Annotated in this window: 21 protein-coding genes; 8 read left to right on the plus strand and 13 right to left on the minus strand. The window is 68.5% G+C overall.

The window, feature by feature from the left end; all coding sequences use genetic code 11:
* Positions 1–102 precede the first annotated feature (102 nt).
* From fliK to ACWIGM_RS03470, 3 genes are read left to right on the plus strand one after another with little or no spacing between them, the layout of a single operon-like run.
* Complete coding sequence (gene fliK, locus ACWIGM_RS03460) at positions 103–1,644, plus strand: flagellar hook-length control protein FliK (RefSeq protein ID WP_454024526.1); 1,542 nt, start codon at positions 103–105, stop codon at positions 1,642–1,644.
* On the plus strand, positions 1,641–1,922 hold the full coding sequence (locus ACWIGM_RS03465; protein WP_454024527.1) for an EscU/YscU/HrcU family type III secretion system export apparatus switch protein: 282 nt from the start codon (positions 1,641–1,643) through the stop codon (positions 1,920–1,922). Before fliK ends, ACWIGM_RS03465 begins: the two co-directional genes overlap by 4 nt.
* Positions 1,919–3,040, plus strand: a complete 1,122-nt coding sequence (locus ACWIGM_RS03470; RefSeq protein WP_454024528.1) for a GNAT family N-acetyltransferase — start codon at positions 1,919–1,921, stop codon at positions 3,038–3,040. Before ACWIGM_RS03465 ends, ACWIGM_RS03470 begins: the two co-directional genes overlap by 4 nt.
* Here the strand turns inward: ACWIGM_RS03470 and ACWIGM_RS03475 are convergent.
* The gene (locus tag ACWIGM_RS03475; RefSeq protein ID WP_454024529.1) at positions 3,014–4,012 is read right to left on the minus strand and encodes a hypothetical protein; all 999 of its coding nucleotides are present in this window, start codon (positions 4,010–4,012) and stop codon (positions 3,014–3,016) included. The two genes, ACWIGM_RS03470 and ACWIGM_RS03475, sit on opposite strands and share 27 nt — an antisense overlap.
* Positions 4,013–4,140: 128 nt before the next feature.
* Between ACWIGM_RS03475 and ACWIGM_RS03480 the strand changes: the two genes are divergently transcribed.
* The 3 genes from ACWIGM_RS03480 (at position 4,141) to ACWIGM_RS03490 (ending at position 7,224) form a co-directional block, all read left to right on the plus strand.
* Positions 4,141–5,148 (plus strand): NAD-dependent epimerase, encoded by a 1,008-nt coding sequence (locus ACWIGM_RS03480; RefSeq protein WP_454024530.1) that lies wholly within the window; start codon positions 4,141–4,143, stop codon positions 5,146–5,148.
* 9 nt (positions 5,149–5,157) lie between these two features.
* Positions 5,158–5,703: a molybdopterin adenylyltransferase gene (gene mog, locus ACWIGM_RS03485; RefSeq protein ID WP_454024531.1), complete on the plus strand. Its 546-nt coding sequence runs from the start codon at positions 5,158–5,160 to the stop codon at positions 5,701–5,703.
* 105 nt (positions 5,704–5,808) lie between these two features.
* Entirely contained in the window at positions 5,809–7,224 is a 1,416-nt protein-coding gene (locus tag ACWIGM_RS03490) for a mannose-1-phosphate guanylyltransferase/mannose-6-phosphate isomerase (protein WP_454024532.1), read from the plus strand.
* 139 nt (positions 7,225–7,363) lie between these two features.
* Here the strand turns inward: ACWIGM_RS03490 and ACWIGM_RS03495 are convergent, their stop codons facing one another.
* The 12 genes from ACWIGM_RS03495 to ACWIGM_RS03550 form a co-directional block, all read right to left on the minus strand.
* Positions 7,364–7,921, minus strand: a complete 558-nt coding sequence (locus tag ACWIGM_RS03495; protein ID WP_454024533.1) for a glutathione peroxidase — start codon at positions 7,919–7,921, stop codon at positions 7,364–7,366.
* 131 nt (positions 7,922–8,052) lie between these two features.
* Entirely contained in the window at positions 8,053–8,439 is a 387-nt protein-coding gene (locus ACWIGM_RS03500; protein ID WP_057190857.1) for a response regulator, read from the minus strand.
* A 111-nt stretch (positions 8,440–8,550) separates the two neighbouring features.
* The gene (cheB, locus tag ACWIGM_RS03505; protein ID WP_454024534.1) at positions 8,551–9,660 is read right to left on the minus strand and encodes a chemotaxis-specific protein-glutamate methyltransferase CheB; all 1,110 of its coding nucleotides are present in this window, start codon (positions 9,658–9,660) and stop codon (positions 8,551–8,553) included.
* Positions 9,660–10,253: a chemoreceptor glutamine deamidase CheD gene (locus ACWIGM_RS03510; protein ID WP_454024535.1), complete on the minus strand. Its 594-nt coding sequence runs from the start codon at positions 10,251–10,253 to the stop codon at positions 9,660–9,662. The genes cheB and ACWIGM_RS03510 overlap by 1 nt, the downstream gene beginning before the upstream one ends.
* Positions 10,250–11,101 (minus strand): CheR family methyltransferase, encoded by an 852-nt coding sequence (locus ACWIGM_RS03515; RefSeq protein ID WP_454024536.1) that lies wholly within the window; start codon positions 11,099–11,101, stop codon positions 10,250–10,252. The genes ACWIGM_RS03510 and ACWIGM_RS03515 overlap by 4 nt, the downstream gene beginning before the upstream one ends.
* Positions 11,102–11,122: 21 nt before the next feature.
* Positions 11,123–13,072, minus strand: coding sequence for a methyl-accepting chemotaxis protein (locus ACWIGM_RS03520; protein WP_454024537.1), 1,950 nt, complete (start codon positions 13,070–13,072; stop codon positions 11,123–11,125).
* A gap of 79 nt (positions 13,073–13,151) precedes the next feature.
* On the minus strand, positions 13,152–13,655 hold the full coding sequence (locus tag ACWIGM_RS03525) for a chemotaxis protein CheW (RefSeq protein WP_057190852.1): 504 nt from the start codon (positions 13,653–13,655) through the stop codon (positions 13,152–13,154).
* A 3-nt stretch (positions 13,656–13,658) separates the two neighbouring features.
* Complete coding sequence (locus ACWIGM_RS03530) at positions 13,659–15,956, minus strand: chemotaxis protein CheA (RefSeq protein ID WP_454024538.1); 2,298 nt, start codon at positions 15,954–15,956, stop codon at positions 13,659–13,661.
* Positions 15,957–15,964: 8 nt separating this feature from the next.
* On the minus strand, positions 15,965–16,324 hold the full coding sequence (locus tag ACWIGM_RS03535) for a response regulator (RefSeq protein ID WP_454024539.1): 360 nt from the start codon (positions 16,322–16,324) through the stop codon (positions 15,965–15,967).
* Between the two features lie 7 nt (positions 16,325–16,331).
* Positions 16,332–16,721, minus strand: a complete 390-nt coding sequence (locus ACWIGM_RS03540) for an STAS domain-containing protein (protein ID WP_454024540.1) — start codon at positions 16,719–16,721, stop codon at positions 16,332–16,334.
* Between the two features lie 8 nt (positions 16,722–16,729).
* Entirely contained in the window at positions 16,730–17,197 is a 468-nt protein-coding gene (locus tag ACWIGM_RS03545; RefSeq protein ID WP_454024541.1) for a response regulator, read from the minus strand.
* Between the two features lie 55 nt (positions 17,198–17,252).
* Positions 17,253–18,707: a methyl-accepting chemotaxis protein gene (locus ACWIGM_RS03550; protein WP_454024542.1), complete on the minus strand. Its 1,455-nt coding sequence runs from the start codon at positions 18,705–18,707 to the stop codon at positions 17,253–17,255.
* Between the two features lie 242 nt (positions 18,708–18,949).
* On the opposite strand from ACWIGM_RS03550, the gene ACWIGM_RS03555 reads away from it, so the two are divergent.
* Positions 18,950–19,825, plus strand: coding sequence for a LysR substrate-binding domain-containing protein (locus tag ACWIGM_RS03555; protein WP_454024543.1), 876 nt, complete (start codon positions 18,950–18,952; stop codon positions 19,823–19,825).
* 91 nt (positions 19,826–19,916) lie between these two features.
* Positions 19,917–21,101: a cystathionine beta-lyase gene (metC, locus tag ACWIGM_RS03560; RefSeq protein WP_454024544.1), complete on the plus strand. Its 1,185-nt coding sequence runs from the start codon at positions 19,917–19,919 to the stop codon at positions 21,099–21,101.
* The last annotated feature ends 49 nt before the right edge of the window (positions 21,102–21,150 follow it).

The following is a 21,150-nucleotide window of genomic DNA, read 5'->3' on the forward strand; positions in this document are numbered from 1 at the left end:
AGGCGGGCAAACCTGCCGCAGAGCCGGGCCCCGCACCAGCGCGGCTGGCGCAATGCCGCCGCGCGCAAGAGAATCCTTAACATTTCGTGCCAGGCTGCCCGGATGGTAGCCATCCCGTCTGATCCGGCGCAACTCGCGGCGCTCATCAAGAGCCAGAATCTCGCGACCCTGCTCGCGACGATGACCGGCAATGGCGGCCTTGCCGCCGGCAAGACGGTCGAGGCCAAGCTCGTCTCGCTCGATGCCGACGGCAACGCCACGGCCCTGGTCAACGGTGTCAAGGTCGCGCTCGTACTCGCCGGCCCCGAGGCCAGGCAGGCGGCGCTGCAACCGGGCGCCGGCCTGATGCTCAGGCTCGCTGCGCCCGCCGAGCCCGGCGCACCGTTGCAGGCGACCCTGGTCGGCATCCGCCCGGCGCCGGCCAGCAGCGCCAACGCTCCGGCTGCGCCCACGCAACAGACGATCGGCACCACGCCGCCAGCGCCGCAGCAAACACAGGCGGCGACCTCCGCAAGCGTTCCCCCCGCAACCGCGCAGCCATCGACGGCCGCCCTTGCCTTGCAGACCCGCCGCACGAGCGCCACCGGCACCACGCCGGTCGCCCCGCAGGCCGCCCCCATCTCTCCGCGCGCGGTCGCTGGCCCCCTGCTCGGCGTGGCGCTCGGGCGGCAGGACAGCCTCGCTCCGCTCTTCGCCAATCTCGCCGGCCTGGCGCAGGGCTCGGTCGCGCTGACCTTGCCGAAGCCGCTGATCGCTCTGGTCGACCAGATCCTCGCCCAGCGCCTGCCCGCCACCGAAACCAGACCGGTCACTGCGGACGCGCTGAAAGCCGCCATCGCCCGTTCCGGCGTCTTCCTCGAAGCCCGCCAGGCGGCGGGAGAGGCGCCGTCGCCGCAGACCGACCTCAAGGCGGCGCTGCAGAGCCTGCGCGACCTGCTCAAGCCCGCGGTCGAAGGCGCGCCCGCGGCGAGATTGCCCCTCCCCGGCGAAGCCGCGAACGAAGCTGCGCCGCAGCCGGGGCGCCCGGCCATGCGCAGCAATACGCCTGAGCAGGAGGCCGCCGCCCCAACCTCGGCCAAGGCACGCCCCGCTCCGCCGCGCGACGGCCTGTTGGCCCCGCAGCAGCCTGCGGAGCCGAGCCTGACCAGCGCCGCCCGCCCGGCAACGATCGCGCAGACCCTGTTCGGTCAGGCGGAAGCGGCGCTCGACCGCATCGCGCTCGCCCAATACGCCTCGCTGCCGCAGGAGGCGCCGCGCCTCGACCAGCCGCCGCCGGCGCGCTGGCTCACCGAGATCCCGCTCGCTATGCCGAACGGCACCGCCGTGCTGCCGCTCGAGATCGAGCGCGACCCGCCGCAATCCGGCTCAGCGACACCCGAAGCACCGCTCTGGCGCGTGCGCTTCGCGCTCGATGTCGAGCCGCTCGGCGCGCTGCAGGGCGTGGTGACATTGCAGGGCCGCGCTATCGGCGTCTCCTTCTGGGCCGAGCGCGAGGACACCAGCCGCCTGTTGCGCCAGGCGACGCCCGATCTCGAGACCTCGCTGCTCAAATCGCGCTTCGACAGCGCCGAATTCGAGGTCTTCACCGGCCATCCGCAGCCGGCCAAGGCGGCCGCCGGCCAGTTCCTGGACCGCCGCTCATGAGCCAGTCGCAACCGCTGCCGCTCGCCGTCGCGCTCGAATATGACGGCCAGGGCGCGCCGCGTGTCACCGCCAAGGGTCATGGCGTCGTCGCCGAGAAGATCATCGAGACCGCGCGCGAGCACGACATCGCGGTCGAGCAGAACGCCGTGCTGGCGCAGGCGCTCTCGGCCGTCGAGCTCGAGGACACGATCCCCGAAGAGCTCTATCTCGCGACGGCGCAGGTGATCGCCTTCGTGCTCGGCCTGCGCCGGCGCGCGAGCAGCGCGCCGCGCCCATGACCAGGACTGTTTCGGTCCGCCGCCTGCCGGCCGGGACCTATGGCGCAAGCGACGCAGAAGCCTTCGCCGACCTCTGCCGAAGGGCAGAGGCGCCCAACCTGCACATGGCACCGGCCGCCATCGCGGCGGCGCTGAGCTTCGGCATCGCAGCTGACGACATCGTCGTCCTCGCAGCGCATGAGCAAGGCGACGAACGCCTGCTCGGCCTCTGGGCGCTGCACCGGACACGCAGCCTCCACAGCGGCCTCGTCCCCGTTCTCGAAGCGCCGCTGGTGCCGCTCTACGAGGTCTCCTCGGCTCCGGTGCTCGCTCGCGAGCGGGCGGACGACGTCGCCATGGCGCTGGTACGAGCGGTCGTCGACGTACCTGACCTGCCAAAAATCCTGAAGCTGCCCTTGCTCCCCATGCAGGGTAGTGTCTTCGCCGCATTCGAAGCCGCGCTGGCCGCAACCGGCGGCAGCATCGCAACCTTCGAGCGCTGGCAGCGGCCGATGCTCACTCCCGAGGCCGGCGAGGATGCCGAGCGCTATCTGCGCCGTGCCCTCGGCCAGGGCTACAAGAAGCGCATGCAGCAGCATCGCCAGCTGGAGAAGGCCGGCGCTCTCATCTATCAGCGCCATCGCGGCGCGCAGGCCAACAGCGCGCTGGAGGATTTCCTCAGCCTCGAAGCAGCCGGCTGGAAAGGGCGGAGCAGCACCGCGCTCGCCGGCCTGCCGCAGCACGGCGCCTATATCCGCGAGATCGTCCGCAATTTCGCCGCCGCCGATGCCGTCCGCATCGACCTGCTCCGGCTGGATGATCAGCCGATCGCCGGCGGCCTGCTGCTCGACCTCGCCGGCCAGTCGCATTTCCTCAAGATCGCCTATGACGAGGGCAAGGCCCGGCTCTCGCCCGGCCGGGCGCTCGCCATCGCGATGCTGCGCGCCGATTTCGCCGCGGACCGCCCGTTCCGGCTCGACAGCGGCGCCGGCGACCGGGTCGATCCCTCAGCCTATCCCTGGGGCGAGCGGCAGGAGATGGCGAACGCCATCGTCGCGCTCGCCGGTCGTTCCGCCGCCCTGCCCCGGCTCGCGGCGGCGGCGCGACTGCGACTAAGGCGATGGCGCGACCGCGCCTGATGCAAGGCCGAGCTGGGCCAGGACCCAGCGCCCGACCTCCGGCTTGAAATGGACATTGTCGACCCAAAAGCGCGACGAACCTTTTTCCGGGTCGAAATCGTCGAAGGGATGGCCGGTCGCCAGGTCATGCAAGGTGAGGCCGTGCCGGCCGGTCACGGCGGCGACATCCGCCCGCCAGCGCTCGAACTCCGGCAGCCGCCCGCCCTGTACCAGCAAGGCGAGCTGCGCCGCGCTCACAGGCGAGAGGTAGAGCGCGATATCGAGGCCGCGCAGGCGCTCCAGGGTCTTGTCGAGTGCCGCGAGCCGCTCGGGCTCATAGACCATCGCGGCGATATCCTGCGTCGCCGCGATCTTGCGGGTCAGCGCAGCATCGAAATCCGGTGTCGTCTTGAAGCCGTCGCCGCGCCAGAGCCCGGGCTCGGTGCGGCGCTGGCCGGCGCCTTGCAGGTTCTCCGGCGCCTCCGAGTTGACCATCAGCTTCAGGCGCATCTCGGCCCGCCCGAACCTGCTGGCCAGCTCTGGCCGCAACGATGGCGGCGGCGGAAACCGCGTGAACATGAAGTAGTCGAGCCCGATGACGATGCGTCTGACGCTGCCGACATCGCGCGCCAGTGCCGCCAGCGTCGGCAGTTCCTCACCCATCAGCGAGGCGATGCCGGCATTATAGGCCGGCTGCGGCAGCCCGGGCGCAAGTGCGCGCGGATCGAGGCCGCGATAGACCACCGAGGAGCCGGCGAGCAGCGTGCCCGGCCGGAGATTGGCGATCTGCAGCGGCTTCACCCGGCGCATCTGCGTGTCGAGCAGCCGGCTCGCCCCAGCGCCGTCACGCGTCCAGGGTGGCGCCGCACGGAAGACCCAGAACGGGTCGCGCCAGAACGTCGCGGCCGCGGTCAGCAGCAGCACGCCTGCGACGATGCCGACGAAGGTCGCGGCAAAGCCGCGCCCGCGAACAGGCTGATCGAAAGCAGGCATTGTCGACGCGGTGGTCATGACGCGGCGCTAGCAGATCATCGCCCTGTCCGCGAGCCCTGCGTTGACCGGAATCGCAAGCTGCTCGATAGACATATCAGTTGGACGCCACGACTGGCGCGAGGAGGATCATGCGCGTTCTGGTGACGGGGGCTGCCGGCTTCATCGGCAACGAGACAGCCCGGGTTCTGCTCGAACGCGGCGACGAGGTCGTCGGCATCGACAACCTCAACGACTATTACGATCCCGCTTTGAAGCAGGCGCGGCTCGCGCGCCTCGCCGGCCATAACCGCTTCAGCTTCGAGCAGCTCGACCTCGCCGATCGCGACGGCATGGCCAGGCTCTTCGCGGAAGGCCGTTTCGAGCGCGTCGTCCATCTCGGCGCCCAGGCGGGCGTGCGCTTCTCGATGGAGAACCCGCAGGCCTATCTCGATTCCAACCTCACCGGCTTTGGCCATGTGCTGGAGGGTTGCCGCCGCAATGGCGTCGAGCACCTCGTCTATGCCTCGTCGAGCTCGGTCTACGGCGCCAACACCCGCACGCCCTTCCGCGTCGAGGACAATGTCGACCACCCGGTCAGCCTCTATGCCGCGACCAAGAAGGCGAACGAAGGCATGGCCCATGCCTACAGCCATCTCTACGGTTTGCCGACCACGGGCCTGCGCTTCTTCACCGTCTACGGCCCCTGGGGCCGGCCCGACATGGCACCGATGATCTTCACGAAGAAGATCCTCGCCGGCGAGCCGATCGAGGTCTTCAACGAAGGCAGGCACGAGCGCGACTTCACCTATGTCGACGACATCGTCGAGGGCGTGGTGCGCGTGCTCGACCAGGTTGCTGCGCCCGATCCGGCCTGGTCGAGCGACGAGCCCGGCCCCGCCACCTCCTCGGCGCCCTGGCGGCTCTACAATATCGGCAACTCCGACCCGGTGCCGCTGATGGAGTTCATCGCGACGATCGAGCAGGCGCTCGGCCGGAAAGCCGTGATGGAGATGAAGCCGCGCCAGCCCGGCGACGTCCTGCGCACCGCCGCCGATGTCTCGGCGCTGGAGGCGGCCGTCGGCTTCCGCCCGCACACCCCGCTCGCCGACGGCATCGAGCGCATGGTGCGCTGGTATCGCGATTTCTATCGCGTCTGAGGATTGGTCATGGCGTCACCCGCGAAGATCGGCATCGTCACGGTCTCCGACCGCGCCTCAGCCGGCATCTATGCCGATGAGGGCGGCCCGGCCATCGTCGACTACTTCAGCAAGGCGCTGACCAGCCCCTGGCAGGCGCTCACGCGCGTCATCCCCGATGAGCGCGCCGGCATCGCGCAGACGCTGGTCGAGCTCGCCGACAAGGACGGTTGCTGCCTGATCGTCACCACCGGCGGCACCGGGCCCGCCCCGCGCGACGTCACGCCCGAGGCGACCGAGGACGTGATCGACAAGCTGATGCCCGGCTTCGGCGAACTGATGCGCCAGGTCAGCCTCGCCAAGGTCCCGACCGCGATCCTCTCGCGCCAGCTTGCCGGTATTCGCGGCAAGTCGCTGATCGTCAACCTGCCCGGCCGCCCGCGCGCCATCGCCGAATGCCTCGACGCGGTGATGCCGGCGATCCCCTACTGCATCGACCTGATCGAGGGTCCCTACCTCGAAACCGATCCTTCGGTGATCGTCGCGTTCCGACCGGGGCAGAAGCCGAAAGGGTGAACAATACCTCGACCGACACCATCGCCCTCTCCTTATGAGCGTTTATCGGATGGTAGGTTCGGTGCTGTAGGAATGGGTGGATCGGATTTCGCCGGAACCCCCTACATGGCTGCAAAGATCGTTCCCCTCGTCATGGCCGGCGGCTCAGGCACCCGCCTCTGGCCGCTGTCGCGCGACACCATGCCGAAGCAGTTCATCCCGCTGCTGGAGGATGGTCTCTCGACCTTCCAGGCGACGCTGCAGCGCCTCGTCGACCCGGCCTTCGGCGCGCCGATCGTCATCACCAATAATGATTTCCGCTTCATCGTCGCCGAGCAGATGCTGGCGCTCGGCATTCAGGGCGAGATCGTGCTCGAGCCCGAACGGCGCGACTCGGCCGCGGCCATCGCAGTCGGCACGGTCATGGCGGAAAAGCGCGATTCCGACGCGGTCTGCGTCGCGCTCGCTTCCGATCATGTCGTCGGCGATGCCGAGGCCTTCCGCCAGGATTGCAAACGCGCCGCTGCCCTTGCCGCCGATGGGCTGATCATGACGCTCGGCATCAAGCCGACGCACCCTTCGACCGCCTATGGTTATCTAGCTCCCGGCAAAGAGCTGCCCGAGCCCGGCGCCAACCGTCTTGCCCGCTTCGTCGAGAAGCCGAAGCTCGATCTGGCGACGCAATATCTCACCGACGGCTATCTCTGGAACAGCGGCAACTTCCTGTTCTCGGTCGGTATCATGCGCGAGGAACTGGGGCGCCACGCGCCGGCGGTGCTCTCGGCGGCCGAAGCCGCCGTCGGCCACGCCAAGCGCGATCTCGATTTCCTCCGGCTCGACCCCGAGAGCTTTGGCCGCGCCACCCGGATCTCGATCGACTATGCCGTGATGGAGCGCACCGCCCATGCCGGCATGCTCGCCGCCTCCTTCGACTGGTCCGATGTCGGCTCCTGGGATTCGATCCACGCGATCAAGCCGCAGGATGCCGACGGCAACGTGCTGGAAGGCCCGGCGGTCGCGCTCGACACCCGCCGCTCGCTGATCCGCAGCGAGGAGGTGCTGACCACCGTGGTCGGGCTCGACGACGTTATCGTGGTCTCGACCCGCGACGCCGTGCTCGTCTCTTCCATGGCTGCCGCCGGCAAGGTCAAGACCCTGGTCGAGCGGATGAAGGCCGAGGGGCGCCCCGAGGCCAGCGAGCACCTGCGCATCTACCGGCCCTGGGGCTGGTACCAGCGCATCGACATCGGCAGCCGCTTCCAAGTCAAGCACATCCACGTCAATGAAGGCGGCCAGCTCAGCCTGCAGAAGCATTTCCACCGCGCCGAGCACTGGGTCGTGGTCACCGGCACGGCCGAGGTCACGCTCGACGGCACGGTCAAGTTCGTCCACGAGAACGAGTCGGTCTACCTGCCGATCGGCTGCACCCACCGGCTGAAGAACCCGGGCAAGATCGGGCTCGAGCTGATCGAGGTCCAGGTCGGCAGCTATACCGGCGAGGACGACATCGTTCGCCTCGAGGACATCTACGCGCGCAGCTGAACTCGTTAGCGGCGTACTTCCAACCCGTCATGCTCGCCCTTGTGGCGAGCATCCACGTCTTGAACACCGCATTCCCTACAGGAAGACGTGGATGGTCGGGACAAGCCCGACCATGACGGCATGAGTGCCGTCAGCCCGCTCAGCCCTTCTCCAGCTCCTGCCCGATGGCGCGGATCAACTCCGGCGAGAGCGGGTCGCTGCGCGAGCTGAAGCTGCCGATCAGGCTGCCGTCACGGCCGATCAGGTATTTGTGGAAGTTCCAGTTCGGCAGCTCGTTCGGGCGCTGATTCGCAGCCCAGCGATAGAACGGGTGGGCATCCGGTCCGCGCACCACGTTCTTCTGGGTGATCGGATAGTTGGCGCCATGGGTCTGCCGCACCGCCTCGGCGATCGCCGCGCCGTCGAGCGGCTCCTGCCCGCCAAAATCATTGCTCGGCACCGCGATCAGGATGAGACCGCGCTCGCGATAGCGCTCCCAGAGCTGTTCCAGCCCGGCGAATTGTCCGGAAAGACCGCACTGCGTCGCCGTATTGACGATCAGGATCGGCTTGCCGCGATAGGCCGAGAGCGGGATGCGCCCGCCTTCGGCCCGGTCGAAGCTGAAGGCGTAGACATTGCTTTCGCCTTGCGCGGCAAACGCGGGAGCGGCCGGTGCGAGCGTCAGCAGAGCGAGGATCTGGCGGCGATGGAAGCGCATGGGGCGGACTCCGCAATGGGCGCAGGCTACTGCCGACTAAGGCTGCTCGCCAAGTAAGATATCCGCGAGCGGAAACGAAAACGCCCCGGCGCGGACCGGGGCGTCGATCGCTCACGAATGGCGCCGGCGGCTCAGCACGCCAGCACCTTCTTCACCCGCACCTCGAGATCGCGCAGCTCATAGGGCTTCACGACATAATGGTCGGCGCCATTGCTGGTCGCCTCGTCCATCTTGTCGACCGAGCGTTCCGAGGTCGCCATGATGATCTTGATCTGGTTGAGCTCCGGCACCGAGCGGATGGCGCGCAAGAGGTCGATGCCGCTCATCCCGTCCATGTTCCAGTCGAGCAGCAGCAAGTCGTAGCGCTTGGTCTGCATCTTCATCAGGGCTTCGCGGGCGTTCTCCGCCTCGTCGATGTCCTGGAACTCGATCTGCTTGAGGAAATAGGTGGCAAGGCCACGCATGCTCTTCTGGTCGTCGACCACGAGGATGCGGTAGTCGCTTCTCGCCTTTGACATGGCACTCTCCCTGGCATCGGACCGAAAAGTGGAGTCCACTTCTCGGAAGAATCCGATGCGATAACAATGCGATAGATCATCGTGGCCGCGTCCGTTCGGACGCGCGATGATCTATGCGGTACGCTGCTGCGGGCGTTCGCCCAGCAGCCCCGCGATGGCTCCTCCGATCTGGTCGAGCGGTACGACCCGATCGGCGGCGCCCAACTCGAACGCGGCTTTCGGCATCCCGTTTACCACACAGGTCTCGCCACTTTGGATTAACGTCGCAGCGCCGGCTTTGCGCATGGCTAACAAACCGTCAGCGCCATCGCGACCCATGCCGGTGAGCAGCACGCCGATCGCATGGCTGCCGAGCGAGCGGGCGACCGAATGGAACATCACGTCGACCGACGGACAGTGCCCGCTGACCAGCGGCCCTTCCTTGACCAGGCAGACGAGCTCGCCACGGCGCTCCTCGATCTCGAGATGCTTCGAGCCGCCCGGCGCCACCACCGCCATGCCCGGCCGCAGGCGATCGCCATCGGCGGCTTCGCGCACGTCGAGCCCGGTTGCGGCCGAGAGGCGCGCCGCGAACTTGGCGGTGTAGCCGGCCGGCATATGCTGGACCACGGCGATCGGCAGGCGCAGATGCGCGGCGTCGCGCATCACGGTCTGCACCGCCGGCACGCCGCCGGTCGAGGCACCGATCGCGATCAGCGAGACCTTGCCATGGGCGGCCGGAACAGGCGCCGCAGCCATTGGCCGCACCGGCGCGGCCGCTGCCGGCCGCTGCTGGGCCGCGAGCTCCTTGGCGGCGGCGAGCATCCTCCGGCTGGCCGAGGCGCGCTGCAGCGCCGCGGCGACATGCTTCATGAAGCCCTCGAGCGTATGCGTCGACCCGTCCGGCTTCTCGATGAAGTCGATCGCGCCGAGCTCCAGCGCCTGGATGGTGTTGTCCGCACCCGGGCCGCCGAAGGCGGAGACGATCAGCACCGGCAGCGGGTCCTGCTTCAGCACGCGGGCCAGCAGCTTGAGGCCGTGCCGGCCGGGCAGTTCGAGGTCGAGGGTCAGGATGTCGGGGCGCAGGTCCTGGATCGCGTCCCAGCCTTCCTCGGCGCTGCCGGCGACGCCGATCACCTGGAAGCCGGGCGTCGAGTTGATGATCTGCGTCATCAACTTCTGCATCAGCACGGAATCGTCGACGACGAGGACTTTCACCGGGCCGGCGGAGGTCATGCTCATCACCAGATCTCCACTTCACCCGCCACCGGCTGGGTCTTGAGACGGTTGAGATAGGCGATTTCCTGCTCGCGCTCGGGATCGCGCGCCGCCTGCTGGACGTGCTGCACCCAGGCGCGCCCGGTCGCGGGCTGGTAGTGGATGCGGCGCGAGCGCGTGCCGCCGACATCTCTGGATACCACCGGGATGCCCTCGCGGGCGAGGAACTCGTTGACGAAGATGATGTTGCCCTCGCCGATCGCCAGCATGGTGGCGCCGGAGAGCACGCGCGCACCGCCGAAGACCTTGGCCTCGAGCTGGCCACGCCTGGCGCCGCGCTTGAGCAGCCCGTTGATCAGCACCTCCATGGCGGTGTCGCCATAGCGCTCGCCGGCGCTGGCGTCGGTGCCGCCATTGTTCTTCGGCAGCAGGAAATGGTTGAGCCCGCCGACGCCGATCTGCGGGTCGCGCATGCAGACCGACACGCAGGAGCCGAGCACCGTGGCGACGATCTCGTCCTTGGCCGAGGTGATCTCGTGCTCGCCCGGCGCGACAGTGATGATGGTCGCTTCGAAGCGCGGATCGAAATAGCGCCGCGAGGATCGGGCAAGGCTCATGGCGTACGCTCGTAGATGGTGCGGCCGATCAGCCTGAGCTGAGGGTGCGGCTGCGGCAGGGATTCGGAGTGGCCGAGATAGAGAAAACCGCCCGGCTGCAGCAGGGCGACATAGCGGTCGAGGATCGCCGCCTTGGTCGGCGTGTCGAAATAGATGAAGACGTTGCGGCAGAAGATCACGTCGAACGGCCCCTTCATCGGCCAGCGCTCGATCAGATTCAGCCGCTTGAACGCGATCAGCCGTTTCAGGTCCTCGGCGATGCGGGCTTCGCCGCGCGCGCCCTGTCCTTCCAGCTTGAGCAACGGGCGCAGATCCGCCGGCAGCCGGTCGAACTGGTCGGCCGGATAGAGCCCGGCCGCGGCCCGGTCGAGGATGTCGGTGTCGATGTCGGTCGCCAGGATCCTGAAATCGAGGTCGCTGCGATGCCCGATCACGTCGCGCGAGGTCGCGGCGATGCTGTAGGGCTCCTCGCCTGAGGAGCAGGCCGCCGACCAGATCCGGATGCGCCCGCGCCGGCCAGCCCGCTCCTGGATCAGGCGCGGCAGCACATCCTTGCGCAGGTGGTCGAAATGGTGGCGCTCGCGGAAGAAGGCGGTGTGGTTGGTCGTGACCGCGTTGATCAGCTCGGGGATCTCGTCCGCCGCCGACGACGTGCGCAGATAGGCGCAGTATTCGGCGATCGAGCCGAGCCCCAGCACCTTGACGCGCCGCGCCAGCCGCCCGCGCGCCATCGCTTCCTTGTGCTCGCGGATGACGATGCCGGCGTGCTCGTAGACCAGCTTGGCCACGAGGGCCATGTCGTCACGGCTGAGGGTGGTGTCCGACTGGACGGGTTGCGGGGCAAGCATGCTCAGACCCTGTGACGCGACTTAAGACCCGGCCCACTCGTCCATCCGGCCGCCACCGGCGACGCGGCGGCGTGGAGTGACGGGGCGGGCCTCGGTGGAACGATGAATGTCCTGGCGGCCTGGCACGCGCCGCGGCTCGCCCTGGGGATTTGCGGGCTGGCGCAGGCCGAGCGGCTCCGACGGCAGCGGCCGTGCATGGGCCACCGACCGCTCGAAGCGAAAGACACCGGCAAGCTCGCGCAGCGCCTGCGTCTGCTCGGCAAGGCTGGCAGCTGCGCCGGCACTCTGCTCGGCCAGCGCCGCATTCTGCTGCGTCGCCTCGTCCATGGCCGCGACGGAGCGGCTCATCGCGGCGATGTCGCCGGCCTGCGCCGTGCTGGCCTGCGAGATCTCCGCTACTGTCGCCGAGACGTGCTCGACCGCCGTGACGATCTTGCCAAGCGTCTCGCCGGTCCGGCGCACCAGGCGCACGCCCTCGGCGACCTGCGCATTGGAATTGGCAATCACGCCCTTGATGTCCTTGGCGGCCGTGGCCGAGCGCTGCGCCAAAGTGCGCACCTCGCTCGCGACCACCGCGAAGCCCTTGCCGGCATCGCCGGCGCGGGCCGCCTCGACCGCGGCGTTGAGCGCCAGCAGGTTGGTCTGGAAGGCGATGCCGTCGATCACGGTGACGATCTCGGCGATGCGCGCCGAGGATTGCTCCATCCGCCCGATCGCATCGATCGTCTCGGCGACAGCCTGCTGTCCGCTGCCGGCGACCGCCACCGCCTCGCCGGCGAGCTCGGTCGCGGCGCGCGAGCGGGTGGCGCTCTGCCCGATCGAGGCGGCGAGCTGACCGGTCGTCGCCGCCGTCTCTTCCAGGCCGGCAGCCGACTGCTCGGTGCGCCCGGCGAGATCGACCGCTCCGGCCTTGATCTCGACGACCGTGGCGGCGACATGCGCCGCCGCCAGCTGGATGCCGGACACGGTCTGCGTCAGCCGCGCCAATGTCTGGTTGAGCCCGACTTTCAGCTCGCCGAGCCGCCCGTCATAGGCGCCGTCGACACGTCCGGTCAGGTCGCCCTCGCTGAGGCCGGCCAGAACCGCGGCGAACTCGCTGGTGGCGGCCTCGACGATCGCGTTGATCTCGTTGACCCCTTCGGCGATGCGCTGCAGCGCCTCCGGCTTGCCGGCGAGCGGCACACGCCTAGAGAAATCGCCCTCGGCCGCCGCCGCGACGACCGCCGCGACCTCGTCGGCCGCGCGCAATTCATCGGTCAGCTCGCGCCATTCGATCGTCGACCCGAACCTGCGGCCGTCGGGCTGCGTCATCGCGGTCAATGTGAGCGCGACCATGCGCCTGCCGAGTGCGACGCGCATCGTCCGGGCCTCGGGAACACCTTGCGGGCCGGCGAACAGCTCCAGCACCTTGCCGAGCAGGTCCTTGGCCGAGACGCCCGGGAAAGCGGCGCGGAAATCCTCCTGCGCCTCGCTGAAGAACTTGAGCAGCGACTTGTTGACGTAGACGACCCGGTCCTGCGCGTCGCAGACCATGATCGCGGTGCGGCAACCGTCGAGCGCAGCCCGGATCCGCCCCGCCTCGACCGAGTTCTCCTGAACCTGGCGCAGCGCCCGCGAGAGCTCGCCGATCTCGTCGCGGCGGGAGAATTCGGGCAGCGCCTCGATGCTTCCCGCCGAGAGCTTCTCCATGCCCTCGCGCAGCGCCGTGACCGGGCGCGCCAGCGAGCGGGCGGCCAGCCAGCCGAGGCCGGCGGCAAGCGCCAGGCCGGCAACGCCGAACGGCAAGGCTGCACTCGCGAGCGCCGACAATGCGGCGTCGGCCTGCTGGCTGGACAGGCCGAGGGCGCCGAGCCGGGCGGCCGCGCTCTGCTGCATCGCGAATGCCACGAGCCCGCCCGAAACGGCTGCGCCGCCGGCGAAGAGCGCCGGCAGCTTGACCGAGAGTTTCGAGAAGGCGCCCAGCTGAGTCATCGGTTCTTTTTGTCTCTCAGGCGTTCCTGGCCATCATTCGGCATTCCGGCTGGGCACTACCGGGCAAAGCCGCTGGAGCTCAGGCGACGCGCAGTTGCTTGTCCTGGTTGTCGCCGCCGTCGCGGATCACCGCGGCGAGGTCGAGCAGCGCGACGATCTCGGTGTCGAGCAGCACGAGGCCTTCGATCAGCCCGTGCTCGTCGCGCTCGAGGTCCGGGGCGGGCCTGACCGCGCTGACCGGCACGTCGACGATGTCCGAGACCGAGTCGACCAGCAGGCCGGCGGTCTTGTCCTCGACGTCGACGACGACGATGACATGGGTCGCGGTCGCCTCCGTGGAGCCGAGGCCGATCGCGGTGCGCAGGTCGTAGACCGCGAGGATGACGCCGCGCAGGTTGAGCACGCCGCGCACATGCGGAGCCGCATGCGGCAGCGGTGTCGTCGCCTGCCAGCCCTTGATCTCGCGGACCATGCCGACATCGATGCCGAAGGTACGATCGCCGACCCGGAAGGTGACGATCCGGCGCGCCGCGGACTCAGGCTGCGCCGAGGTGAAATGCTTTTCGCTGAGCTGCAGGGACATGGTTCATCCAGCCAGTTTGAGTTCGGGAACGGGTTGGCGGACGCCCGATGCCGCCACGCGCAGCATCGAGTCGACATCGAGGATCAACGCGACCAGGCCGTCGCCGAGGATCGTTGCAGCCGAGGCGCCGGCGACCGCGCCATAGTTCGACTCGAGGCTCTTCACGACGACCTGCTGCTGGCCGACGATCTCGTCGACCGCGATGCCGACATTGCCGCCGCGCTCGGTCTCCGCGATGATGATGATGTTCTCGTCGCGCGTGCCGGCGGAGCCCATCACCGCGCCGAGGCGGTGCAGCGGGGTGATCTCGCCGCGCCAGCGCAGCACCTCCTGGCCGAAGGTCAGGTGTTCGATCGGCGTGTTGGCCAGGTGCTGCGTCTCGATCACGCTGGCGATCGGGATGACGTAGCGGTCGTCGCCGCAGCGGATCACCATGCCTTCGAGCACGGCGAGCGTCAGCGGCAGGGCAAGCGTGAACTTGCAGCCGCGGCCCGGCTCGGAATCGACGCTGATGCGGCCGCCGAGCGATTCGACGTTGCGGCGCACCACGTCCATGCCGACGCCGCGGCCGGAAATGTCGCTGACCGCGTCCGCGGTGGACAGTCCCGCGGCGAAGATCAGCTGGTCGATCTCCTCCGGTGCGAGCTTCTCGTCGGCGCCGACCAGCCCACGCGAGCGGGCCTTGGCGAGCAGCCTGTCGCGACCGATGCCGCGGCCGTCATCGGTGACGCTGATCACGATGCGGCCGGCGCGATGCTCGGCGACCAGCTTGATCGTGCCCTCGGGATGCTTGCCGGCAGCGGTGCGCTCGTCCGGCGTCTCCAGCCCGTGATCCATCGAGTTGCGGATCATGTGGGTCAGCGGGTCGGCGAGCTCCTCGATGATCGTCTTGTCGACCTCGGTGTTCTCGCCTTCGAGGACGAGCTTGGCTTCCTTGCCGAGCGTCTGGGCAAGCTCGCGCACCAGGCGCGGCATGCGCTGGAACACCGCCTTCACCGGCTGGGCGCGGACCGCCATGACATGGTCCTGCAGTTCGCGCGTCTGGCGCGACAGGGTCAGGATGCCTTCGGCGGTCTTGGCGTAGACGTCATAGGGCAGCGAGCGCACGCACTCGACCAGCATCGACTGGGTGATGACGATCTCGCCGACCAGGTTCATCAGCCGGTCGATGCGGTCGAGATCGACACGCACGCTGACAGCCTGGCGCTGGCGTGCAGCGGCATCGTTCGCGGCCGGGCGCAGCGACGGGCGCGGCTGGGCCGGAACAGGGGCGGCAGCCGGGGCAGCGGCAACGGGCGCTGCGGCAGGCTGAATGTCGGGCTGCGACGGCGCGTCGGTCGTCGGCCCGAGCCGGGCGAGGATGGCCGACAGGTCGGCGGCGACGTTCTGCGGCACCTCCGACGCGACAGCCGGCGCTGCCTGGGGAGCAGCTTCCAGCTCGGCGTCGCTGTCCGGCAGGACCTCGACCTCGAACTCCTCGTTGGCGAGGGTGAAATCGAACTTGGAGACGATCTCCTCGGCCGAGAGCTCGGTGCGCAGCATCACCTCGAAGCGCATATGGCAGTCGGTGACGTCGAGCGCTTCCAGCGGCGGAACCTGGCTGAGATCGCAGGCCACCGAGACGATCTCGTCCGCCGGCAGGATGCCGATCGCGACGCGCGGCTCGATCACCCGGCGGAACAGGTCGGCTTCCGGCGTGATCTTGATGCGGACATCGTGGCCGGGCCGGCGGATCGGCGTGGCGACGGCGACGGGCTCGTCATCGTCCCAGCCGTCGTTGGACGCGGTCGGCGCCTCCACCGCGGGCGCGCCCATCTTGGCGTCGACCATGGCGAGCAGATTGCCGAGGGCGGCGATACCGACAGGTGCATCGAGCGCAGGCGCTGCCGGGGGCTCCGCGGGAGCGGCCGGGGCTGCGGTCTTGGCCTGGCCGACCTGTTCGAGCGCGGCCAGCAGGTCAGGCCGCACGGGAGCGGTCTCGTCGTTGCGGGCAGCGGCGACAAGGTCGGCGACCGCGTCCGAGCAACGCAGGAAGAGCGTGAACGGTGCATCCTCGAGCGCGACGCGGCCCGAACGCAGATGGTCGAGCGCGGCTTCGAAGACATGGGCGAAGCCGACGAGGTCGGTGCAGCCGAAGGCGCCGGCGCCACCCTTGATCGAGTGGATGGCGCGGAAGGCGGCGTTGACGTCCTCAGGATCGCGCGAACCTTCGTCGAGCGCCTGGAGTTTCTGCTCCAGTGCGCCGAGGAGTTCCTCGCACTCCTGGAAGAAGGTCTGCTTGAGTTCCGCCAGGGGATCCATAGACAGCCTCAGTTCTGGTAGCGCGCGACGAGGCCGAGCAGGGTGTTGGGCTCGAACGGCTTGACCATCCAGGCACTGGCACCGGCACGGCGGCCTTCTGCCTTGATCTCGGCGCCGTTCTCGGTGGTCAGCACGATGATCGGCGTGTTCTGCCCGGCCGGCCGCGCGCGGCAGGCGCGCGTGAACTCGATGCCGTCCATCACCGGCATGTTGAGGTCGGTGATGACGAGGTCGGGCTTGAACTGGTCGAAACGCGCCAGCCCCTCCTCGCCGTTCTCCGCCTCGGCGACTTCGTGGCCGGCGCTGCGCAGGGTCATGCTGAGCAGGCTGAGCAGCGTCTTGGTATCGTCGATCGCGAGGATCTTCATCGCGGCATCACTCCAGAACGAGAGCGCTTTGCGCCGGGTCGAACCCGATCGCCTGAAAGGACTGGCGGCACTCCTCGGACGCCGCCTTGAGCGTCACCGAGAGGCCGCGCGCTTTGGCGCTGGTGGCGGCCGCATGCATGAGCTGGATCCACAGGCTCGGGAACGGGCCGGCCTCGGCGCATTCGACCGCGATGCTTTCCTTCTGCTCCAGCGCGACCAGGAGCTGGTTGCGAAAGGCGGCGGCCTCTGACCGGCCGAGGAAGGGCGGAAGTGAGACGGTGATGACCACGGTGGCAGGACCTGTGTTTGGTGACTGGGAAGCATCCAGCCGATTGGTAAAAATTTCACTAAGCCGCCGGCGTCGCGGCAAGGATTGTGACCATTCCGGGGCAGCCACGGCCGGCCTCAGAACAGGCTGTTGCTGATCGCGCGCGGCACCAGCGAGATGCTGCCGTTCAGTTCCTTGTACTTGCGCGGCACGTTGATGATGCCGGACAGGTGCAGCCAGAGATTGTTCGGCGAGATCGGCTTCACGATGATCTCATGGGCACCGAGCTTTGCGGCCTGCACGACCGAGCGCCGGTCCGGCTTCTCCATCATCACCAGCACCGGCGCCTTGGCGAAGGGCGAGGTCTTGAACGAGCGGATCGAGGCCAGGCATTTCAGGCTGTCGCCATCGGGCAGGTCCCAGTCCAGCATCACGATGTTGGGTTGCTTCTGGATGAAGGTCGTCGCAGCGGTGGCGAGATCGGCCGCCTCGAACACCCGCTGCAGCTGCGCCTGATAGAGCATGGTGCGGATGATGCGCCGGTAGTGCGGGCTGGGGTCGATCAGCAGCACCGACAGGTTCGGAAAGGATGGCGCGATATGCATGGCCGCAACTCAAAACCCGTACTCGACACAAACCTGAAAACGACCGTCCGGCTCCTCAGACGCTGAGTCCGAAGCGGACCCCGCCCCAATGCCGCCCTCGGATGAAGATCGGCGCCGACAGGTCTTCCATCACCAGGAAATTGCCGCCGCCCATGTCGCGCCGGTAGGTCTGCAACAGGAACGGCTTCTGGTTGCGCGCTGCGGCAAGGCCGGTGCGATCGTTGAAGATGCGGCGGTTGCGGCAGTTGGCGTTGTTCCAGACCGGGTCCGGCCCCTGCGCCTGCGAATATTTGCGGTTATGGGTCGGCAGGTAGCCATTGCGGTCGACTGCCGCGCAGAAGACGATGCGCTTGCTCGCCGAGAGCATCTTCTCCTGCACCGGCGGCAGCAACCGGTCGGTCAGCTCGGTGAAGCGGCTCAGGAACTGCTGGGGATCGCTGCCCGCAACTGGCCGGTAGGCCTCGTCGAACAGCTCGGCCAGGCCGATCTCGCCTTTCGCCACCGCCTGCTCGAACAGGCCGGTGATCGCCACCGCGGCCTCGATCGCGATCTCGATCATGTCGGATTGCGGCGTTCGCACGCCCGAGCCCGCGATCGCCCCGAGGACCGCTTCGCTGGTCGAGACCAGCGACGCGCCTCGCCGCGCCGCGACCTCGAGATTACGGCCCGACTGGTCGACCCCGTTCACCAGCCCTCTCAGCTCGCCGCCGACCTGCGCGAAGGCGGCCGCGTTCTCGCGCGCCGGTGCCGAGATCGAGTCGATCTCGCCGATCAGCCCGACCACCGAGCGGCCGAAATGGTCGAGCTCGCCGATCTGTTGCGAGATACCTTGGCTCTCGTCGCTGGCGCGCCGCGCCGCCTGCGCATTTGCCAAGCTCTGCTTGGCCAGCTGGTCGACGGTCGCGACGAGTGCGTCGAGCTGCTTGGCGCTGGCGGCCGTCGCGTCGCGTGTCTGCTCGGCGAGCTGTTTCACCGCGGCGGCGATGACGGCAAAGCCGCGACCTGCCGCGCCGCTGCGCGCCGCCTCGACGCCGGCATTGATCGAGAGCAGCTGGATCTCGCGCGTGATCGTCTGGATCGCCTCGCTGGCCTCGCGCGCCTTGTGCGCCCGTCCCACCGCCTCGTTCAGGGCCTGTGAGATCGACTGCGCGCCATCGGACAATTCGGCGATGTCGTTCTGGGCCGCATTCAGCCCCTGCCGGACCGCGCCGGTGACGCGCTCCAGCCCGCTCTTGACCACGGAGGCGGCCTGCTGCGCCGTATCCGCCGCCAACTGGATCGCCTGGTTCGAGCGCGACACCTGCTCGACCGAAGTGACGACGCGGTGCAAGCCGTCGGTCTGCCGGTCGAGCTCGGCATTGACGTCGCCGACCCGCCCGGAAATGTCGGTGATCTCGGCACTCAGCTTGCCGAAGCGCTCGGCAATCTCGCGCACGGCCCGCGCGGCAGCCTCCGTCCCCGGCGCATCCTCATTGGCAGGATCAGGCAGCTTCAGGGCCGAGGCGAGCATCGATGCGGTGCTTCCATCTTGGAGATCAGCCAGAGGAAATTAAACGAACGCAGTAAAGCCGCGGTTAATGCTGAGGGCGCCGGGGCGATCAGCGCCTGATCTTTGGTATAACTCCGCGCACAACTAGGACTTGCTGCAATCTAAAGGCTCATCTTCGTTAACGCCTTCGCGCTGCGATTCCGGTTCCCACCGGGCCGTGCCGCATCTACCCTCCCCTCCTCACGACACCCCATGGACGCCGCTTGAACAGCCGACAGCTCGAAACCTTCGCCGCGGTGATGAAGGCCGGCACGATCTCGCGCGCCGCCGAACTGCTCGGCGTCACCCAGCCCGGCGTCAGCCGCACCATCGCCGAGCTCGAGCGCTCGCTCGGCTTTTCGCTGTTCGACCGCATCCGCAACCGCATCGTCGCGACACCCGAGGCCACGCTGTTCTACGCCCAGGTCCAGGCCTCTTTCCTCGGCATGGACACCTTGCGCGCCACCGCCGCCCGCATCCGCGATCACGGCACCGGCCAGTTGCGCGTCGGCTCGCGCTCGGCGCTCGGCTCCTCGCTGCTGCCCAAGGCGGTGCGCCGCTTCCGCGACAGGCGCCCAGAGATTGCGGTCACGCTGATGGTCCTGCCCTCGCGTGACGTGCGCGACGGCGTCGTCTCCGGCGCCTTCGATATCGGCCTTGCTGCCGAGGAGATCGACGTCTCCGGCGTCCTCCACCAGGTCTTCGTCCAGCCGCGGGCGCTCTGCGTCCTGCCGCTCGGCCATCCGCTGGCCGAGAAGGAGGTGATCGGGCCGGGCGATCTGCATGATCTCCCCTTCATCACCTATGTGCCGGAGGATCGCACCCGCCAGCGGCTCGACCACATCTTCGCCGACGCCGGCTCGAAGCCGCGCATCGTCGTCGAGACGATCTATGCCGCGACCGTCTGCGCGCTCGTCGCCGAAGGGGTCGGCATCGGTCTCGCCAGCCCCTATGCGATCGCCGGCGCCGACACCTCCCAGCTGGTGCTCAGGCCCTTCGAGCCGGAGGTGCACAGCCGCAGCCTGCTTATCCTGCCGCTCGACCGGCCGAAATCGCAGCTGGTGCGCGACTTCATCGACTGCCTGATGGAATCCCGCTGATCATAACATCAGGGCATCGAGCCATAAGTTTTGGCTGATTGTCGGCACGGCCTCGCGCTGGGAACCTTTCTGCCACGAAAGGAACCCTCCCATGCACGACGCCACCCGCAGCGTTCACCACCCCGCTGTCAACGAGGAGGGTTATGCCAGCCTCACCGTGCCGACCCACCGCGCCTCGACCATCGTCTACCCCGATGCGGCAAGCTTCTTCGCCCGTCACCAGCGCGGCTTCGACGGCTATACCTACGGCCTGCACGGCACCCCGACGACCCGCACGCTGGAAGCGCAGCTCACTGCCCTGCATGGCGGGCTGCGCACTGTGCTCGTCCCCTCCGGCCAGGCGGCAGTCACCATCGTCATGCTCTCGGTGCTGCTGCCGGGCGACAAGGTGCTGATCCCCGATCAGGTCTACCAGCCGGTGCGCAGCTTCTGCGAGGACTATCTGAAGCCGCGCGGCATCGACTACGGCGTCTATGATCCGCTGATCGGCCCCGGCATCGCCGCGTTGATCGACGACAAGGTCAAGCTGGTCTGGGTCGAGTCGCCCGGCTCCAACACAATGGAGATCCAGGATATCCCCGCCATCGTCAGGGCGGCGAAGGCGAAGGGCGTGCTCGTCGGCTGCGACAACACCTGGGCGACGCCCTTGATCTTCAAGCCGCTGGCGCATGGCGTCGATTTCGCCTGCGAGGCCCTGACGAAATATGTCGGCGGCCATTCCGACCTGCTGCTCGGCTCGATCACCGTCGCGGACCTCGATCTGCGCGAGAAGCTGAAGCTGACGCTGCGCGGCCTGGGCGTCGGCGTCTCGCCCGACGAATGCCAGCTCGCTCTGCGCGGCCTCGAGACCCTGGCGCTGCGCCTTGCCCATATGGGCAAGGTCTCCGAGGATTTCGCCCGGCGCCTCACCCGCTCGCCTGCGGTCGAGACCGTACTGCACCCGGCTTTGCCCTCCTGCCCCGGCCATGAATTCTGGAAGCGCGACATGGGCCGCTCGTCGGGCGTGTTCAGCATCGTGCTGAAGCCGGCGCCGCGCGCGCTGCTCGAGGCCGCGCTCTCGGCGCTCGAGGTCTTCGCCATCGGCGCCTCCTGGGGCGGCACGCGCAGCCTGATCGCGCCGCTGGCGCCAGCTGGCGAGCGCACCGTCACCCCCTGGACCTACGCAGGACCGGCACTGCGCATCAGCATCGGCCTCGAGGATCCGGACGACCTCTGGAACGACCTCGACGCGCTGCTCGTCGCATTGGAACAGCAGGCCACCGCCAAGGTCGCCTGAGGCGAGACACGAACGAAGACGAACGCAGCGGGGCAGCGTCTCCGCCGCG

This window comes from Allobosea sp. NPDC055332, assembly GCF_053645455.1.

Coding starts and splice junctions, on each gene's coding strand:
- cheB (WP_454024534.1), bottom strand. CDS start 9,660: ATGAGCATGACCTCCGCCGGCCCGGTGAAAGTCCTCGTCGTCGACGAT.
- ACWIGM_RS03520 (WP_454024537.1), bottom strand. CDS start 13,072: ATGACTCAGCTGGGCGCCTTCTCGAAACTCTCGGTCAAGCTGCCGGCG.
- ACWIGM_RS03465 (WP_454024527.1), top strand. CDS start 1,641: ATGAGCCAGTCGCAACCGCTGCCGCTCGCCGTCGCGCTCGAATATGAC.
- ACWIGM_RS03550 (WP_454024542.1), bottom strand. CDS start 18,707: ATGCTCGCCTCGGCCCTGAAGCTGCCTGATCCTGCCAATGAGGATGCG.
- ACWIGM_RS03495 (WP_454024533.1), bottom strand. CDS start 7,921: ATGCGCTTCCATCGCCGCCAGATCCTCGCTCTGCTGACGCTCGCACCG.
- mog (WP_454024531.1), top strand. CDS start 5,158: ATGGCGTCACCCGCGAAGATCGGCATCGTCACGGTCTCCGACCGCGCC.
- ACWIGM_RS03510 (WP_454024535.1), bottom strand. CDS start 10,253: ATGAGCCTTGCCCGATCCTCGCGGCGCTATTTCGATCCGCGCTTCGAA.
- ACWIGM_RS03525 (WP_057190852.1), bottom strand. CDS start 13,655: ATGTCCCTGCAGCTCAGCGAAAAGCATTTCACCTCGGCGCAGCCTGAG.
- ACWIGM_RS03535 (WP_454024539.1), bottom strand. CDS start 16,324: ATGAAGATCCTCGCGATCGACGATACCAAGACGCTGCTCAGCCTGCTC.
- ACWIGM_RS03500 (WP_057190857.1), bottom strand. CDS start 8,439: ATGTCAAAGGCGAGAAGCGACTACCGCATCCTCGTGGTCGACGACCAG.
- fliK (WP_454024526.1), top strand. CDS start 103: ATGGTAGCCATCCCGTCTGATCCGGCGCAACTCGCGGCGCTCATCAAG.
- ACWIGM_RS03545 (WP_454024541.1), bottom strand. CDS start 17,197: ATGCATATCGCGCCATCCTTTCCGAACCTGTCGGTGCTGCTGATCGAC.
- ACWIGM_RS03470 (WP_454024528.1), top strand. CDS start 1,919: ATGACCAGGACTGTTTCGGTCCGCCGCCTGCCGGCCGGGACCTATGGC.
- ACWIGM_RS03515 (WP_454024536.1), bottom strand. CDS start 11,101: ATGCTTGCCCCGCAACCCGTCCAGTCGGACACCACCCTCAGCCGTGAC.
- ACWIGM_RS03490 (WP_454024532.1), top strand. CDS start 5,809: ATGGCTGCAAAGATCGTTCCCCTCGTCATGGCCGGCGGCTCAGGCACC.
- metC (WP_454024544.1), top strand. CDS start 19,917: ATGCACGACGCCACCCGCAGCGTTCACCACCCCGCTGTCAACGAGGAG.
- ACWIGM_RS03475 (WP_454024529.1), bottom strand. CDS start 4,012: ATGCCTGCTTTCGATCAGCCTGTTCGCGGGCGCGGCTTTGCCGCGACC.
- ACWIGM_RS03530 (WP_454024538.1), bottom strand. CDS start 15,956: ATGGATCCCCTGGCGGAACTCAAGCAGACCTTCTTCCAGGAGTGCGAG.
- ACWIGM_RS03480 (WP_454024530.1), top strand. CDS start 4,141: ATGCGCGTTCTGGTGACGGGGGCTGCCGGCTTCATCGGCAACGAGACA.